General features: G+C 44.5%; 14 protein-coding genes. All 14 read left to right on the forward strand.

Going from position 1 to position 14,745, the window contains the following annotated elements; all coding sequences use genetic code 11:
- Nucleotides 1-78 precede the first annotated feature (78 nt).
- The 14 genes from QMA01_RS17580 (at nt 79) to mfd (ending at nt 14,671) form a co-directional block, all read left to right on the forward strand.
- A complete protein-coding gene (locus tag QMA01_RS17580) occupies nt 79-855 on the forward strand; it encodes a TatD family hydrolase (protein ID WP_191716909.1) in 777 nt (258 codons plus the stop codon).
- A gap of 77 nt (nt 856-932) precedes the next feature.
- On the forward strand, nt 933-2,294 hold the full coding sequence (locus tag QMA01_RS17585) for a G5 and 3D domain-containing protein (RefSeq protein WP_290187221.1): 1,362 nt from the start codon (nt 933-935) through the stop codon (nt 2,292-2,294).
- Between the two features lie 115 nt (nt 2,295-2,409).
- On the forward strand, nt 2,410-2,970 hold the full coding sequence (gene rnmV / locus QMA01_RS17590) for a ribonuclease M5 (RefSeq protein ID WP_191716911.1): 561 nt from the start codon (nt 2,410-2,412) through the stop codon (nt 2,968-2,970).
- A complete protein-coding gene (gene rsmA, locus QMA01_RS17595; protein ID WP_203341420.1) occupies nt 2,967-3,845 on the forward strand; it encodes a 16S rRNA (adenine(1518)-N(6)/adenine(1519)-N(6))-dimethyltransferase RsmA in 879 nt (292 codons plus the stop codon). The genes rnmV and rsmA overlap by 4 nt, the downstream gene beginning before the upstream one ends.
- A gap of 163 nt (nt 3,846-4,008) precedes the next feature.
- Nucleotides 4,009-4,272, forward strand: coding sequence for a biofilm formation stimulator Veg (gene veg, locus QMA01_RS17600; RefSeq protein WP_006830753.1), 264 nt, complete (start codon nt 4,009-4,011; stop codon nt 4,270-4,272).
- Nucleotides 4,273-4,419: 147 nt separating this feature from the next.
- Complete coding sequence (gene ispE / locus QMA01_RS17605) at nt 4,420-5,283, forward strand: 4-(cytidine 5'-diphospho)-2-C-methyl-D-erythritol kinase (RefSeq protein WP_191716913.1); 864 nt, start codon at nt 4,420-4,422, stop codon at nt 5,281-5,283.
- 57 nt (nt 5,284-5,340) lie between these two features.
- Nucleotides 5,341-6,168, forward strand: coding sequence for a pur operon repressor (gene purR / locus QMA01_RS17610; protein WP_191716914.1), 828 nt, complete (start codon nt 5,341-5,343; stop codon nt 6,166-6,168).
- Nucleotide 6,169: 1 nt separating this feature from the next.
- A complete protein-coding gene (locus QMA01_RS17615; RefSeq protein ID WP_290187218.1) occupies nt 6,170-6,547 on the forward strand; it encodes a RidA family protein in 378 nt (125 codons plus the stop codon).
- Between the two features lie 211 nt (nt 6,548-6,758).
- Nucleotides 6,759-7,043: a septation regulator SpoVG gene (gene spoVG / locus QMA01_RS17620; protein WP_191716916.1), complete on the forward strand. Its 285-nt coding sequence runs from the start codon at nt 6,759-6,761 to the stop codon at nt 7,041-7,043.
- A 244-nt stretch (nt 7,044-7,287) separates the two neighbouring features.
- A complete protein-coding gene (glmU, locus tag QMA01_RS17625; protein WP_290187217.1) occupies nt 7,288-8,661 on the forward strand; it encodes a bifunctional UDP-N-acetylglucosamine diphosphorylase/glucosamine-1-phosphate N-acetyltransferase GlmU in 1,374 nt (457 codons plus the stop codon).
- Between the two features lie 15 nt (nt 8,662-8,676).
- Complete coding sequence (locus QMA01_RS17630) at nt 8,677-9,639, forward strand: ribose-phosphate diphosphokinase (protein ID WP_006830759.1); 963 nt, start codon at nt 8,677-8,679, stop codon at nt 9,637-9,639.
- A gap of 113 nt (nt 9,640-9,752) precedes the next feature.
- Nucleotides 9,753-10,400 carry a 50S ribosomal protein L25/general stress protein Ctc gene (locus QMA01_RS17635; RefSeq protein ID WP_191716918.1) on the forward strand — a complete coding sequence of 216 codons (648 nt, stop codon included), beginning with the start codon at nt 9,753-9,755 and terminating at the stop codon, nt 10,398-10,400.
- Nucleotides 10,401-10,505: 105 nt separating this feature from the next.
- The gene (gene pth, locus QMA01_RS17640; RefSeq protein ID WP_191716919.1) at nt 10,506-11,069 is read left to right on the forward strand and encodes an aminoacyl-tRNA hydrolase; all 564 of its coding nucleotides are present in this window, start codon (nt 10,506-10,508) and stop codon (nt 11,067-11,069) included.
- Between the two features lie 68 nt (nt 11,070-11,137).
- Entirely contained in the window at nt 11,138-14,671 is a 3,534-nt protein-coding gene (gene mfd / locus QMA01_RS17645) for a transcription-repair coupling factor (protein WP_290215562.1), read from the forward strand.
- The last annotated feature ends 74 nt before the right edge of the window (nt 14,672-14,745 follow it).

A 14,745-nucleotide genomic window follows, 5' to 3' on the forward strand; every position in this document is an offset into this window, starting at 1 on the left:
TACCTAATTGTAATGTTGTTGTGAAGAAAGATACAGGTAGAACCATTAGAATAAAGCTTAATGTGAGGAGAATGATTGATGTTTATCGATACCCATGTACATTTAAATGCAGACCAATATGATGAGGACCTTGTACAAGTCATTGAGCGCGCAAGAGAAAATCACGTGGAGAAAATGGTAGTCATCGGCTTCGACCGAAAAACGATCGAACGGGCCATCGATTTGGCCGAAACTTATGAATTCATCTTCGCGGTAGTTGGTTGGCATCCAGTTGATGCAATCGATTGTACTGAAGAAGATCTGAAATGGATTGAAGAGCTTGCTGCTCATCCAAAAGTAGTGGGAATCGGGGAGACCGGATTGGATTACTACTGGGACAAATCACCAAAAGAAGTACAGCAGGAAATTTTCCGGAAGCAAATCCGGTTGGCGAAAAAAGTCAAATTGCCGATTATCATCCATAACCGGGAAGCTACAGAAGATGTGCTGACAATTCTTCGAGAAGAAAACGCAAAAGAAATCGGCGGTGTCATGCATTGCTTTAGTGGCAGTGTGGAGACGGCCCGTGAAAGTATAGAAATGAACTTCATGATTTCGCTTGGCGGACCCGTAACATTCAAAAATGCCAAAAAGCCGAAAGAAGTGGCCGAGTTGATTTCACTTGATCACTTGATGATTGAGACAGATGCTCCATATCTAGCTCCCCATCCCTACCGGGGAAAAAGAAACGAACCATCTTATGTGCCATTGGTTGCGGAAGAAATTGCGCGATTGAAAGGAATTTCAGTAGAAGAGGTCGCCAAAGCGACAACACAAAACGCAGAAAAGTTTTATAAGCTTTCTCAAATAAAGTGAAATTGAGAAATTCGTATTGATTGACACATTGGAAATGAGCCCATATAATCACTCAGGTGAAGAAGGAGGAGTTATTTTTGTCAAATGAAGCAAATAATACCAATTCATCAAAAATATTCAAAGGTAAATCATTGGCGGTCACAATCGCAACTGTATTGTTGTTCGCAGCGGTTTTAACTTTTGCTATATATGAAGGTACAAAAAATACTGTTACCGTAACAGCGAATGGTGAACAGGAAGAAGTAAGAACACATGCAGAAACAGTTGGAGCATTTTTGGAGGAACAGGAAATCGAAGCTGGAGAACATGATTTCTTAAGCCATTCAAAGGAAACGCCGATCAATGAAGATCTGGCACTCGAGTGGGATGCAGCAGAACAATATAACGTAACAGTTGATGGAAAAGCTACTTCTGCATGGACAACTGAAAATACAGTGTCCGAAATTTTAGCTAAAGCGGATGTTGAACTTACAAAACATGACAAGGTATCACCTGCTTTGGATGAACAAGTAGATGAAGAAACAACCATTTCAGTTGAAAAAGCCTATGAAGTTACTATTCAAGACGGTCTTAATGAAAAGAAAGTATGGTCTACTTCGACTACGGTCGCTGACTTTTTAAAACAACATAAAGTTTCTTTAGGCAAACTTGACCGAGTGGAAAAAGAAATGGACGAACTGGTTCTTCCAAATTCAAAAGTCAAAGTGGTTCGTGTTGAAAAGGTCACCGATGTAGTCGAAGATACTGTGAAATATGCAGTAGAGACAAAAAAAGACGATTCATTGCTTAAAGGCAACGAAAAAGTCGTTCAAAAAGGCGCAAATGGTGTAGTTAAAAAAACGTATGAAGTAATCAAAGAAAACGGTAAAGAAGTAAAACGTGATCTTAAAAACGAAAAAGTTGTAAAAGAACCAACCAAGCAAGTAACGGCAGTCGGTACGAAGACAGTTGTAGCCAGCGTCTCACGTGGGGCTCAAACAAAAGCGGCACCAGCAGCAAAAGCAACACCTGCAACACAGGCAGCTCCTGCACAAGAGAAAAAGCAGGAGAAAGCAGCAGTGAAAACGGCTTCTGTTGAAAAAGCAGCAACGCCAGCACCAGCAAAAGCTGAACCGGCAAAAGCCCAACCAGCTGAAGAGCCAGCAGGCGGTAAAGAATTCTACGTGTCAGCTACAGCTTATACAGCAAGCTGCACGGGATGCTCGGGCATTACAGCGACAGGCATCAACCTGCATGCCAATCCAGGCCTTAAAGTAATTGCAGTAGATCCTAGCGTTATTCCGCTAGGCTCTAAAGTATGGGTTGAAGGTTACGGCAACGCAATCGCAGGCGATACAGGCGGAGCAATCAAAGGCAATAAAATCGATTTGTTCATGGCCAATAAATCCGATGCATTGTCATTTGGGCGCAAACAAGTAAAAGTGAGAGTACTTAACTAATCTACAAACCATTCCACTACAGGCTTTCCTGGGATATTTCCCGGGAAAGCTTTTTACATGTCTACCCGCCAACGTGTAGAATAAAACAAGAAGCTTGAAAAGAGGAACAGAATAAATGAAAATAAACGAAATTATAGTAGTTGAAGGAAAAGACGATACGGTAGCAATCAAACGAGCTGTCATTGCAGATACAATAGAAACAAATGGTTCGGCGATTTCAGCAGAAACGCTGCAGCGCATTGCTCATGCCCAACAAAAGAGAGGGGTCATTGTTTTTACAGATCCTGATTATCCCGGGCGGCGGATCCGTGCTATTATTGAAGAACATGTGCCTCAGGCGAAACATGCATTTTTGGCGAAGGAAAAAACGATTGCTAAAAACGGCAAAGGTTTAGGGATCGAGCATGCTCGCGATGAAGACATCCGAGAAGCCTTGCAGGCCGTCTATACGCCGCTTCAGGAAGAGCGTCCTGTAGAGATTACAATGGAAGACTTGATCGATGCCGGACTTGTCGCCCATCCTAAAGCGAAGCAGCGCCGTATACAACTCGGCAACACTCTGCAAATCGGCTATACGAACGGTAAGCAGCTCCAAAAGCGGCTTCACATGTTCGGTATCTCGAAAGACCAGTTCATCAAAGCGGTACAAGCGTTAATTCAGGAGGAAAACCAATGACTAAAGATATTGCTACACCCATCCGGACACAGCAGATTATGGCAAAATACAATTTAAAAGTGAAGAAAAGTCTGGGGCAGAACTTTCTGATCGACCCCAATATTTTACGTAAAATCGTTGGACAGGCGAAACTGACAAAACAGTCTGCTGCCATTGAAATCGGTCCGGGTATTGGTGCTTTGACGGAGCACTTGGCAAGAGAAGCAGGGAAAGTACTGGCTTTTGAAATCGATCAGCGTCTGCTGCCGGTTCTTGACGACACACTCTCTCCTTACGACAATATTTCTATCGTTCATGCCGATATTCTAAAAACGGATGTACAGGCAGCCATCGACAACGAATTGGCAGGGTATGACGACATTGTCGTTGTAGCCAATCTGCCTTATTACGTTACGACACCCATCATCTTAAAACTATTGCTGGAAAAGCTGCCGATCCGAGGCATGGTCGTTATGCTTCAAAAAGAGGTGGCTGAGCGCATTACAGCCAAACCTGGAACAAAGGCATACGGATCTCTTTCTATCGCTATCCAGTACTATACACAGGCTGAAATGGCGTTGACTGTTCCCAAATCTGTTTTCCTGCCGCAGCCGAATGTAGATTCCGCTGTCATCCGCATGACTAAACGGGAAGTGCCGGAAGTGGAAGTGATTGATGAAGACTTCTTCTTTAGCGTAACGAGAGGGTCGTTTGTTCAACGAAGAAAAACTATTTTAAACAACCTTCAAGTTGCGATGCCGCTTGGCAAAGAAAAGAAAGAACTGATTTTAAAAGCGTTGGAAGAAGCGGAAATCGATCCGGCACGGCGCGGAGAGACCTTGACCATTAAAGAATTTGGCTTATTGGCCGACAAATTATACGCTTATTTCCACTAATATCGGCATTCTGTTACAATATCGGCACAACTTATTTCGGGATAAAGATATTTCGAATAAAAAAATATTGACATAAACGGATAGACGCTGATAAAATTAGGAATTTGCTTGACTATTTCAATAAATTATGGTAGAATTTTGTCTATAGTGAGGTGTAGACAAAATGCCCAAAACTTTGGCGGATATTAAAAAATCGTTGGATCTGCATTTAGGAAAACGATTGCTTTTAAAGGCAAACGGAGGTCGCAAGAAAACGGTCGAACGTGCTGGAATCCTGCGCGAAACATATCACTCTGTGTTTGTGATTGAGCTTGATCAAGAAGAGCATGCATTTGAACGCGTGTCTTACAGCTACGCAGACATCTTAACTGAAGCGGTAGAAATTACTGTGTACGAAGGAACAGAAGATGCACTTGTCGTGAAATAATTGAACTACATTTTATAAGATTCTTCAAAACTTGCTACTGCTTAATCAAGCGGAAGGCGAGTTTTTTTGTTTCTGCCAGCACTTTGCTTTCCATTGCCTCGGGGTATGTTAAAATAGTCTTCATCAGAATATAAAGGAGGCAGTGAGATGCTCTACGTGAAAGCACCTGCCAAGATTAACCTAACACTTGATGTTTTACATAAACGTCCGGATAATTACCATGAAATTGAAATGATCATGACAACTGTGGATTTATCGGACCGCATTGGATTGATGGGAACAGCAAAAGGGATACATATTCAGTCTGCAGACCGTTTTGTGCCGAATGACTCCCGCAACCTGGCCTACCAGGCGGCACAATTGATTAAAGATACGTTCAATATAAAGACCGGCGTCATTATTTCCCTGGATAAGAAAATCCCGGTAGCAGCAGGATTAGCCGGCGGCAGCAGTGACGCAGCTGCAACATTAAAAGGCCTGAACAAACTTTGGCAATTGAACCTGTCGCTTGATGAGCTGGCGGAACTGGGTGCCAAAATTGGATCGGATGTTTCTTTCTGCGTTTATGGCGGTACCGCATTAGCCAGAGGCCGTGGTGAGATCATCCAGGAATTGCCGACTCCACCGAATTGCTGGGTTATCTTGGCAAAACCGACAATTGGCGTTTCTACAGCTGATGTCTATGGTGCATTTGATGTCCAATCTGCACAGCATCCAGATACAGAAGGGATGATTCGGGCACTCAATGAAGGCGATTATGAAGCGATGTGTGCCAATTTAGGAAATGCGTTGGAAAGTGTTACGTTGAAATTGTATCCGGAAGTGGAACAGATAAAAGAACAGATGAAAAAATTTGGAGCAGATGCTGTCTTGATGAGCGGCAGCGGGCCTACAGTTTTTGGCCTGGTCCATCAAGAAGCGCGCATTCCGCGGATTTATAATGGCTTACGGGGCTTTTGTTCGGAAGTATATGCAGTACGCTTGATCGGCGAACGGGAGCTGCTTGCTTAAATACGTACATTTATGGTAAGTTTTCTATAAATCATTCGTGTTTAGGAGAGGGTAGTTTTGAAGTGGAAGCGCAGTGAACGGCTTGTTGATATGACACAATTTTTATTGGAACACCCGCATAAATTGATTCCGCTGACGTATTTTTCGGATCTGTACCAATCCGCTAAGTCTTCCATCAGTGAAGATTTGGGCATTGTCAAAGAAACATTCGAAGAAAAAGGAACGGGTTTATTGATGACGGTTCCAGGGGCAGCGGGCGGTGTTAAGTATATTCCCAGGTTGCAGGCTAAAGACATCAAAGCCGTTATGGCAGACTTGATGGAAGAGCTGAGCCATTCCGACAGATTGTTGCCGGGCGGCTATTTATACATGACGGATGTACTTGGCAATCCCGAAATGATGAACCGTGTCGGAAAAGTATTTGCGACGGCATTTGCTGATGCAAAAATTGACGTCATCATGACGGTAGCTACAAAGGGCATTCCGATTGCCCATGCAATTGCCCGCCATTTGAATGTGCCGGTAGTCATTGTCCGGAGAGACAGCAAAGTGACGGAAGGCTCTACAGTCAGCATCAATTATGTATCAGGATCTTCCCGCCGCATACAGACCATGGTGTTATCCAAACGCAGCATGAAGAGCGGCCAACGTGTACTCATCACGGACGACTTCATGAAAGTCGGCGGAACGATGAATGGCATGAAGAACCTGCTGGAAGAGTTCGAATGCACGTTAGCGGGTGTTGCAGTCCTCGTAGAGGCGGAGCATTCGGATGAGCGGCTGGTTGAAAAATACCTGTCTCTTGTTAAATTGCATGAAGTCAGTGAAAAAGAACGCACCATTGCATTAGAAGAAGGAAACTACTTTGAAAATGGAGGAATTTAATATGAATTACGTAGCGACAGACAAAGCGGCGGCCGCGATTGGCCCTTATTCACAAGGCGTGGTTTCAGGAGGAATTCTATACAGTTCAGGTCAAATTCCACTAACGGCATCCGGCGAATTGGTTGAGGGTACAATTGCTGACCAAACGCATCAGGTATTTTCAAACCTGAAAGCGGTTCTTGCGGAAGCGGGCTCTTCTCTTGGTGAAGTAATCAAAACAACTGTCTTCATTAAAGACATGAACGATTTTGCAGAAATGAATGAAATTTATGCAGCGTATTTCGGAGACCATAAACCGGCGCGTTCAACTGTCGAAGTGGCGCGTTTGCCAAAAGACGTAAAAGTGGAAATCGAAGTTATTGCAAAAGTGAACAGCTAAGTAATTCTTGTTAAAGGATACAGGCAAACCCATCAACCATGGGCTTGCCTGTATTTTTTTGCCGATGAACTCAGCCATCTTTTCGTTTTTTTGTTCCATTGAGCAAATTTTCTAATAAGTTTTGTAAATTATGAAGGAGATTAGTCCTTTATGGCGAATACCCATAATTAGGAATGAAAAATAGCAGCTGAGATAAGGGGTGATGAAGAGAATGGAAGTAACAGATGTGAGATTACGACGTGTACAAACCGATGGCCGAATGAGAGCAATCGCTTCTATCACGCTAGACAACGAATTCGTCATCCATGACATTCGAGTGATTGATGGAAATGACGGCTTGTTTGTCGCAATGCCGAGCAAAAGAACTCCGGATGGAGAATTTCGGGATATTGCACACCCGATCAACTCGAGCGCGCGTACCAAGCTTCAAGAAGCTGTCTTAACTGCATATGAGCAAAGTGAAAACGAAGCGGTATTGGAAAATGCCAGCGTTTAATAGAGCTGAATCAAAGGGCCTTCTTTCATAATAAGGGCTCTTTTTTTGTTTGACTTTTTTTGTCATGGTATTGTCATGCTCTGAAACCTTGAAAAATCAAGGTTTTTCCGCTATAGTCAATAAGGAAAAGCGAATTTTTTAATTGACATAGCCAGCTGAAAACTGGATCTATCAAGCAATAGAAGAAATGACTGGATAGGATTGTGAAAAAGGAATTCTATCGGATTAAAAGGAGGGGTAAGGAATGGCAAATACATATGCAGTAATTTTAGCGGCTGGCCAAGGCACACGAATGAAGTCGAAACTGTATAAAGTGCTTCATCCGGTTTGCGGCATGCCGATGGTCGAGCATGTAACAGGAAATGTCGAACAGCTCGGCGTTGAAAAAATTGTCACGGTTGTCGGACATGGCGCTGAAAAAGTGCAGCAGCAACTGGGCGATAAAAGTGAATATGCCTTACAGGCGGAACAATTGGGTACGGCACACGCCGTACAACAGACAGCTTCATTGATTGAAGGACTGGAAGGAACGACATTGGTTGTTTGTGGCGATACGCCCTTGATCCGTCCGGAAACAATGCAGGCTTTGCTTGACCAACATGCGGAAACGCAGGCGAAAGCAACAATTTTGACGGCGATTGCCGAGAATCCGACTGGATACGGACGCATTCTTCGCAACAGTGCAGGCATTGTTGAAAAGATTGTCGAGCAGAAAGATGCATCCCCAGAAGAGCAGCAAGTAAAAGAAATCAATACGGGTACTTATTGCTTTGACAATAAAGCATTATTTGAAGCATTGAAATTGGTTTCCAACGATAACGTTCAAGGTGAATATTATTTGCCTGACGTAATTGAGATCCTTCAAAAACAAGGTGAAATCGTTGCGGCTTATGCGACAGACAGCTTTGATGAAACATTGGGTGTAAATGACCGTGTAGCATTGAGTCAGGCTGAAGGCATCATGCGCAAACGGATTGCTGAAAAGCACATGAGAGCCGGAGTGTCCATTATCGATCCTGCGACTGCTTACATCAGTGCACAAGCTGAAATTGGAGCAGACACCATTATCCATCCGAATGTCACGATTGACGGCAATTCGAAAATTGGAGAAGACTGCATCATTTCTTCCAATACCCATATTGTCAACAGTGTCATCGGCGACCGTACAGCAATCCGCAGTTCTGAAATCCATGACAGCAGCATCGGCACGGATACAGCTGTAGGACCATTTGCACACATTCGTCCACAGACTGTTTTGGGCAATGACGTGAAAATCGGCAATTTTGTCGAGGTCAAAAAATCAGAAGTCGGAAACGACAGCAAAGTTTCCCACTTGAGCTATATTGGCGATGCTCAAGTTGGCACTGGCGTGAATATCGGCTGTGGAACCATCACAGTGAATTACGACGGGAAAAATAAGTTTCAGACCGTTATTGAAGATGATACCTTTATCGGCTGCAACTCGAATCTGATTGCACCGGTCACTGTAGGCAAAGGATCTTATGTAGCTGCAGGCTCAACCATTTCCAAAGATGTACCTGAGGATTCATTGGCGATTGCTCGCGCGCGCCAGGAAAATAAAGAAGGCTATGCAAACAAACTGAACGGTAAAAAATAGGAGGGTTCACACCTAATGGGCTATCAAAATGCAAACTCAAAATTGAAAATCTTTTCATTGAATTCGAACCAGGAGCTGGCTGAAGAAATTTCTGAACACGCAGGCATTCCGCTTGGGAAAAGTTCAGTTACACATTTCAGCGATGGGGAAATCCAGATTAATATCGAAGAAAGTATTCGCGGTTACGATGTATTTATCGTGCAATCGACATCTCAGCCTGTCAATGAGAACTTGATGGAACTGCTGATCATGATCGATGCCGTCAAACGTGCTTCTGCCCGTACGGTCAATGTTGTAATTCCATACTACGGCTACGCACGCCAGGATCGTAAAGCCCGTTCACGTGAACCGATTACAGCGAAATTGGTAGCAAACTTATTGGAAACTGCTGGAGCTACACGCGTTATTGTTTTGGACCTCCATGCTCCTCAAATTCAAGGATTCTTTGATATTTTGATTGACCATTTGGTGGCTGTCCCATTGCTGTCTGATTACTTCCTTAACGAGAGCGGCATTGATTTGGAAAATGTCATCATCGTTTCGCCGGATCACGGCGGGGTAACACGCGCACGCAAAATGGCAGACCGTCTGAAAGCACCAATTGCAATCATTGATAAACGACGCCCACGTCCGAATGTTGCGGAAGTCATGAACATCGTCGGTAATGTAGAAGGCAAAACGGCCATCATCATCGATGACATCATTGACACGGCCGGTACGATCTCAATTGCTGCCAGCGCGTTAATTGAAAGTGGAGCGAAAGAAGTTTATGCGTGCTGTACACATCCAGTACTTTCTGGACCTGCCGTACAACGCATCAATGATTCAGTTATCAAAGAATTGATCATCACCAACTCGATTGCATTGCCTGAAGAAAAGAAATCTCCTAAAATCAAACAGTTGTCCGTAGCACGTCTATTGGCTGAAACAATCGTCCGTGTACACGAACAAAAATCAGTCAGCACTCTTTTTGATTGATCATCAACAATTTCTTTCTATGCTCCATGTTTCATAAATACAAAGAACGGGTATATACATATTATGTACCTATCGTGATTATGTACTTTTAATATAACTGGAGGCTGAAAGTAATGACTGTAAAAATGACCGCACAAAAAAGAGAAAGCAGCAATAAGAATTCTGCTTTGACCGAACTTCGTTCGAAAGGAAATGTACCGGGCGTCGTCTACGGTTTCCAAACCGAAACAACACCTGTAACTGTTTCTGAAATTGACTTAATTAAAACTTTGCGTGAATCTGGACGTAATGGCGTAATCAACCTGGAAATCGACGGCAAGACTATAAATGTTGTCTTGAGCGATTATCAAATGGACGCCCTAAAAGGAAGCTTTAAGCATGTCGACTTTTTGGCAATCAATATGTCCGATGAGCTTGAAGTGGCAGTAGCTGTTCACTTGACTGGCGAATCTGTAGGCGAAAAAGAAGGCGGCTTTATCACACAACCGAACCGTGAAGTAAATGTTCGTGTGAAACCTTCTGATATTCCGGATGCTGTGGAAGTGGATACCACTGAACTGGCGATTGGCGAAACAATCACAGTGGGCGATATCCGTGGAACTGTATCTTACGAAATCTTGGACGAAGATGACTTTATCCTTGTTTCTGTAACAGCTCCTCGTACTCAAGAAGAATTGGACGAGCTTGAAACTGTATCTGACGAAGATGCAGAACCAGAAGTGGTTGGCAGCGAAGATTCTGAAGAAAACAAAGAAGCGTAAATACGAACAAGAAATAAGGGGCTGTCGAGAGACAGTCCCTATTTTTTTGTTTCAAGATTGGTTATGGTAAAATAGAAGGCAGTGAAAAAGCAAAGGAAGATGGGTATGAAACTGATTATTGGCCTGGGAAATCCAGGTAAAGCATATGAAGATACACGCCATAACATTGGCTTTAAAGTTATTGACTATTTGGCTGCTCAATGGAACGCACCATTGACGCAATCCAAATTCAAGGGCATGTATTCCGTGACCCATAGGCCTGAGGGCAAAGTGATACTCTTGAAGCCATTGACTTATATGAATTTGTCCGGGGAAAGCGTCAGTGCGTTAATGGAATATTACGATGTCGCTCTAAAAGACATCATTGTCATTTACGATGATCTTGATTTGCCGACCGGGCAGTTGCGTTTGCGCCAAAAAGGCAGCGCTGGTGGACATAATGGCATCAAATCATTGATTCAGCATTTAGGCAGCCAAGAATTCAACCGGTTGCGCATTGGCATCAGCCGTCCGCCTGCAGGTATGAAAGTGCCGGATTATGTGCTGCAGCGATTCTCGAAAGAGGAAAGGCCGGAAGTGGATGACGCTATTAAGAAAAGCGCGGCAGCCTGTGAGACATGGTTGTCAAAACCGTATGTAGAAGTAATGAATCAATTTAATGGAGCATAACCGCTTTGACGCATTGGGCGTTCAGAGCTTTTTTCTGTTTCTTATATGTTTTGGAAGGAGGAAGTTGAATGAACCACATTTTACAAACCTTTTCGGAGGATACCCATACACAGAAATTTATAACCGATTTGAAAAAAGGGCAGGACCATCAACTGATTTCCGGTTTATCGGGCAGTGCACGGCCGATTTTCTACCAAACCATCTGGTCTGAAACGGAAAACCCGTTATTGATTGTGACGCCTAATTTATTGCATGCGCAGCGCGTATACGATGATTTGGTGCGTTTGATCGGGGAGGAGCAGGTTCACCTTTACCCAGCGGAAGAGTTGATTGCCGCAGAAGTGTCTTTCTCGGGTCCTGAACTACGGGCCCACCGAATTGATACGCTGGATCACATGAAGAGTGTAGGTAAAGGCGTGTACATCACACCGGTTGCGGGAATGCGTAAGCTCTTGCCAACGAAAGAACAATGGGATTACGCTACACTTCGGATTTCAGAAGGTGAAGAACTGGATACAGACGAATGGTTGTTGAAATTAGTGGCGATGGGCTATTCCCGGACGCCAATGGTGACCACCCCTGGTGAATTCGCACTCCGAGGCGGAATTTTGGATATTTATCCGCTTAACCTGGAACATCCGGTGCGTATTGAATTATTCGATACCGAAGTGGATTCATTGCGGCTATTTTCAGCTGAAGACCAACGTTCTCTCGAAAAAGTCCAGTCATTGTGCATTTTGCCAGCCAGCGAATTGGTGCTGTCGAAAGACCAACGCATCACCCTGGCAGGGAAACTGGAAGCAAAACTGGCAACAAGCTTGAAGAAGATAAAAGCTGACGATACGAAAACATTGATGCTTCAACATGTCCAACATGACATTGATTTATTGAAACAAGGTGAAACTCCCGAGCAGTTAGCCAAATATGCTTCGTTGATTGATACCCAAACGGCCTTTCTAGGTGATTATTTCCCGGGAAATGGACTGATCTTTTTTGATGAACTGGGTCGGATTCAGGAAATGACGGATACGCTGGAACGCGAAGAAGGCGATTGGATCGTTTCGTTGCTGGAAGAAGGCAAGTTTCTTCATGACGTTTCGTTAACGTATACATTCCGCGAAATCATGTCGAAGCTTCAACAGCAAGTAACGTTCCTGTCTTTATTCGTACGGACATTTCCTATGGTTTCGGTTAAAAAGTCGATTGCCTTTTCCTGTAAGCCGATGCAATCCTTCCATGGCCAAATGCATTTGCTGAAAGCAGAAATGGAGCGTTGGACTTTAGGGAAGTTCCAGATCTTTATCGTGGCGCAGGGAGACGATCGCCTGCAGAAAGTACGAGACGTTTTGGCGGATTACGATATGGAAGCTGAAATTGCCTCGCCTTCAACAGAAATCCAAGGCGGCAAAATCTATTTGGTCGATGGTGAATTGTCGACCGGATTTGAAATGCCGCTGCAGCGCTTGACCGTTATTACCGATTCGGAATTGTTCAAGCAGCAGCCGAAAAAGAAAACACGCGCGCAAAAGCTGACGAATGCGGAACGCATCAAGAGTTATTCTGAAATCAAACCGGGCGATTACATCGTTCACATCCATCACGGCATTGGCCGTTTTGTAGGCATCGAAACGCTGGAAAGCGGAGGAGTCCACAAAGATTACCTTCATATTGTCTATAAAGCGGACGACAAATTATTTGTGCCGGTCGATAAAATCGATTTGATTCAAAAATACATCGCGTCTGAAGAAAAAGAACCGAAACTGCATAAAATGGGCGGCGCCGAATGGAAGAAGACCCGGACGAAAGTGTCCGCAGCCGTACAGGATATTGCGGATGACCTGATCAAACTTTACGCAGAACGGGAAGCGTTAAGAGGGTTTGCATTTTCTGAAGAACAGGATATGCAGCGCCAATTCGAAGCGGAATTCCCCTACGAGGAAACCGTCGATCAATTGCGTTCCATAAATGAAGTAAAACGTGACATGGAAAATGAACGGCCTATGGACCGCCTGATTTGCGGGGATGTGGGCTACGGAAAAACTGAAGTGGCCATCCGTGCGGCTTTCAAAGCGGTATTGGACGGCAAACAAGTGGCGTTCCTGGTGCCGACAACGATATTGGCCCAACAGCATTTTGAAACAATGAGTGAACGATTCAAAGATTATCCGATCACCGTTGGTTTGATGAGCCGTTTCCGCTCCAAAAAACAACAGACCGAAACCGTTAAAGGCTTGAAGAATGGCTCGGTGGATGTTGTTGTTGGTACGCACCGGATTTTGTCGAAGGATATGCAGTATAAAGACTTAGGATTATTGATCATTGATGAAGAGCAGCGATTTGGCGTCACCCATAAGGAAAAGATCAAACAAATGAAGACCAATGTGGACGTCCTGACGCTGACTGCAACGCCGATTCCACGGACGCTTCATATGTCGATGATCGGTGTGCGCGACTTATCAGTTATTGAAACGCCGCCGGCCAACCGGTTCCCTGTGCAAAGCTACGTCATGGAGCATAACGGCGCTCTTGTGCGCGAAGCCATCGAACGTGAAATGGCACGCGGCGGACAAGTATTTTATTTGTACAACCGTGTAGATGATATGACGCGGAAAGTAGAAGAAATTCAACAACTGGTTCCGGAAGCCCGCGTCGGTTATGCCCATGGGCAAATGAGTGAGACCGAACTGGAATCCGTCATTCTCGGATTCCTGGATGGCGATTATGATGTTCTGGTGACGACCACTATTATCGAAACCGGTATTGATATTCCAAACGTCAATACGCTGATCGTCTACAATGCCGACCGCATGGGTTTGTCGCAGCTCTACCAATTGCGCGGACGTGTCGGGCGTTCGAGCCGTGTGGCCTACGCTTACTTTATGTACCAGCGCGACAAAGTGCTGACGGATGTGGCGGAAAAACGCTTAATGGCAATCAAGGAATTCACAGAGCTCGGCTCCGGTTTCAAAATCGCTATGCGTGATTTAACAATCCGTGGAGCGGGAAATCTGCTCGGTTCGCAGCAGCATGGCTTTATTGATTCTGTCGGCTTTGACCTGTACTCACAGATGCTGCAGGAAGCCATTGAGGAACGCCAGTCAGGAGTCAAAAAAGAAGTGGTGCCGGAAATCGAAATTGCGTTGGACATCGATGCTTATATTCCGGATTCCTATATCAGCGATGGCTACCAGAAGATTCAAATGTACAAACGTGTCAAAGGCATAGAGACGGAAGAAGAAATGATCGAGCTGCAGGATGAATTGATCGACCGTTTCGGCGATATGCCGAATGAAACCGACCGCTTGCTGCGCATTGCCCGCATGAAAGTATGGGCGCGCCAAGTAGGAGTGGAATCGATCAAGCAACATGGCAAAGTCGTAACCATCCGATTGACTGAAAGAGGCACAGCCAGCATCAATGGCGGCAAAGTGGTGGAGGAATCTGCTGCCTATGGCCGCGCAGTCGGGTTCAGCATGGCGGGCCAGCAGCTGGTCATGTCTATTGATGAAAATAAAACCAAGAAACTGCATCCGTTCGATGTATTGGAAGGCATGATCAAACTATTGCCGGAATCGCTCCGTGAAGAGAAGCCGGTTAGTTAAGTTAAAGGGTGTATAATGGTAAAATCCTTTTTCCCAACACATAAAGTCACTATAAGTAAGAGATGAGTGGATCC

Origin of the sequence: Planococcus notacanthi (assembly GCF_030407825.1) — a bacterium.
Classification (GTDB): Bacteria; Bacillota; Bacilli; order Bacillales_A; family Planococcaceae; genus Planococcus; species Planococcus notacanthi.

Bases quoted from the DNA above. Each gene is read 5' to 3' on its own strand.
- QMA01_RS17580 (WP_191716909.1), top strand. From the start codon at position 79: ATGTTTATCGATACCCATGTACATTTAAATGCAGACCAATATGATGAG.
- rnmV (WP_191716911.1), top strand. From the start codon at position 2,410: ATGAAAATAAACGAAATTATAGTAGTTGAAGGAAAAGACGATACGGTA.
- rsmA (WP_203341420.1), top strand. From the start codon at position 2,967: ATGACTAAAGATATTGCTACACCCATCCGGACACAGCAGATTATGGCA.
- veg (WP_006830753.1), top strand. From the start codon at position 4,009: ATGCCCAAAACTTTGGCGGATATTAAAAAATCGTTGGATCTGCATTTA.
- ispE (WP_191716913.1), top strand. From the start codon at position 4,420: ATGCTCTACGTGAAAGCACCTGCCAAGATTAACCTAACACTTGATGTT.
- QMA01_RS17615 (WP_290187218.1), top strand. From the start codon at position 6,170: ATGAATTACGTAGCGACAGACAAAGCGGCGGCCGCGATTGGCCCTTAT.
- spoVG (WP_191716916.1), top strand. From the start codon at position 6,759: ATGGAAGTAACAGATGTGAGATTACGACGTGTACAAACCGATGGCCGA.
- glmU (WP_290187217.1), top strand. From the start codon at position 7,288: ATGGCAAATACATATGCAGTAATTTTAGCGGCTGGCCAAGGCACACGA.
- QMA01_RS17630 (WP_006830759.1), top strand. From the start codon at position 8,677: ATGGGCTATCAAAATGCAAACTCAAAATTGAAAATCTTTTCATTGAAT.
- QMA01_RS17635 (WP_191716918.1), top strand. From the start codon at position 9,753: ATGACTGTAAAAATGACCGCACAAAAAAGAGAAAGCAGCAATAAGAAT.
- pth (WP_191716919.1), top strand. From the start codon at position 10,506: ATGAAACTGATTATTGGCCTGGGAAATCCAGGTAAAGCATATGAAGAT.
- mfd (WP_290215562.1), top strand. From the start codon at position 11,138: ATGAACCACATTTTACAAACCTTTTCGGAGGATACCCATACACAGAAA.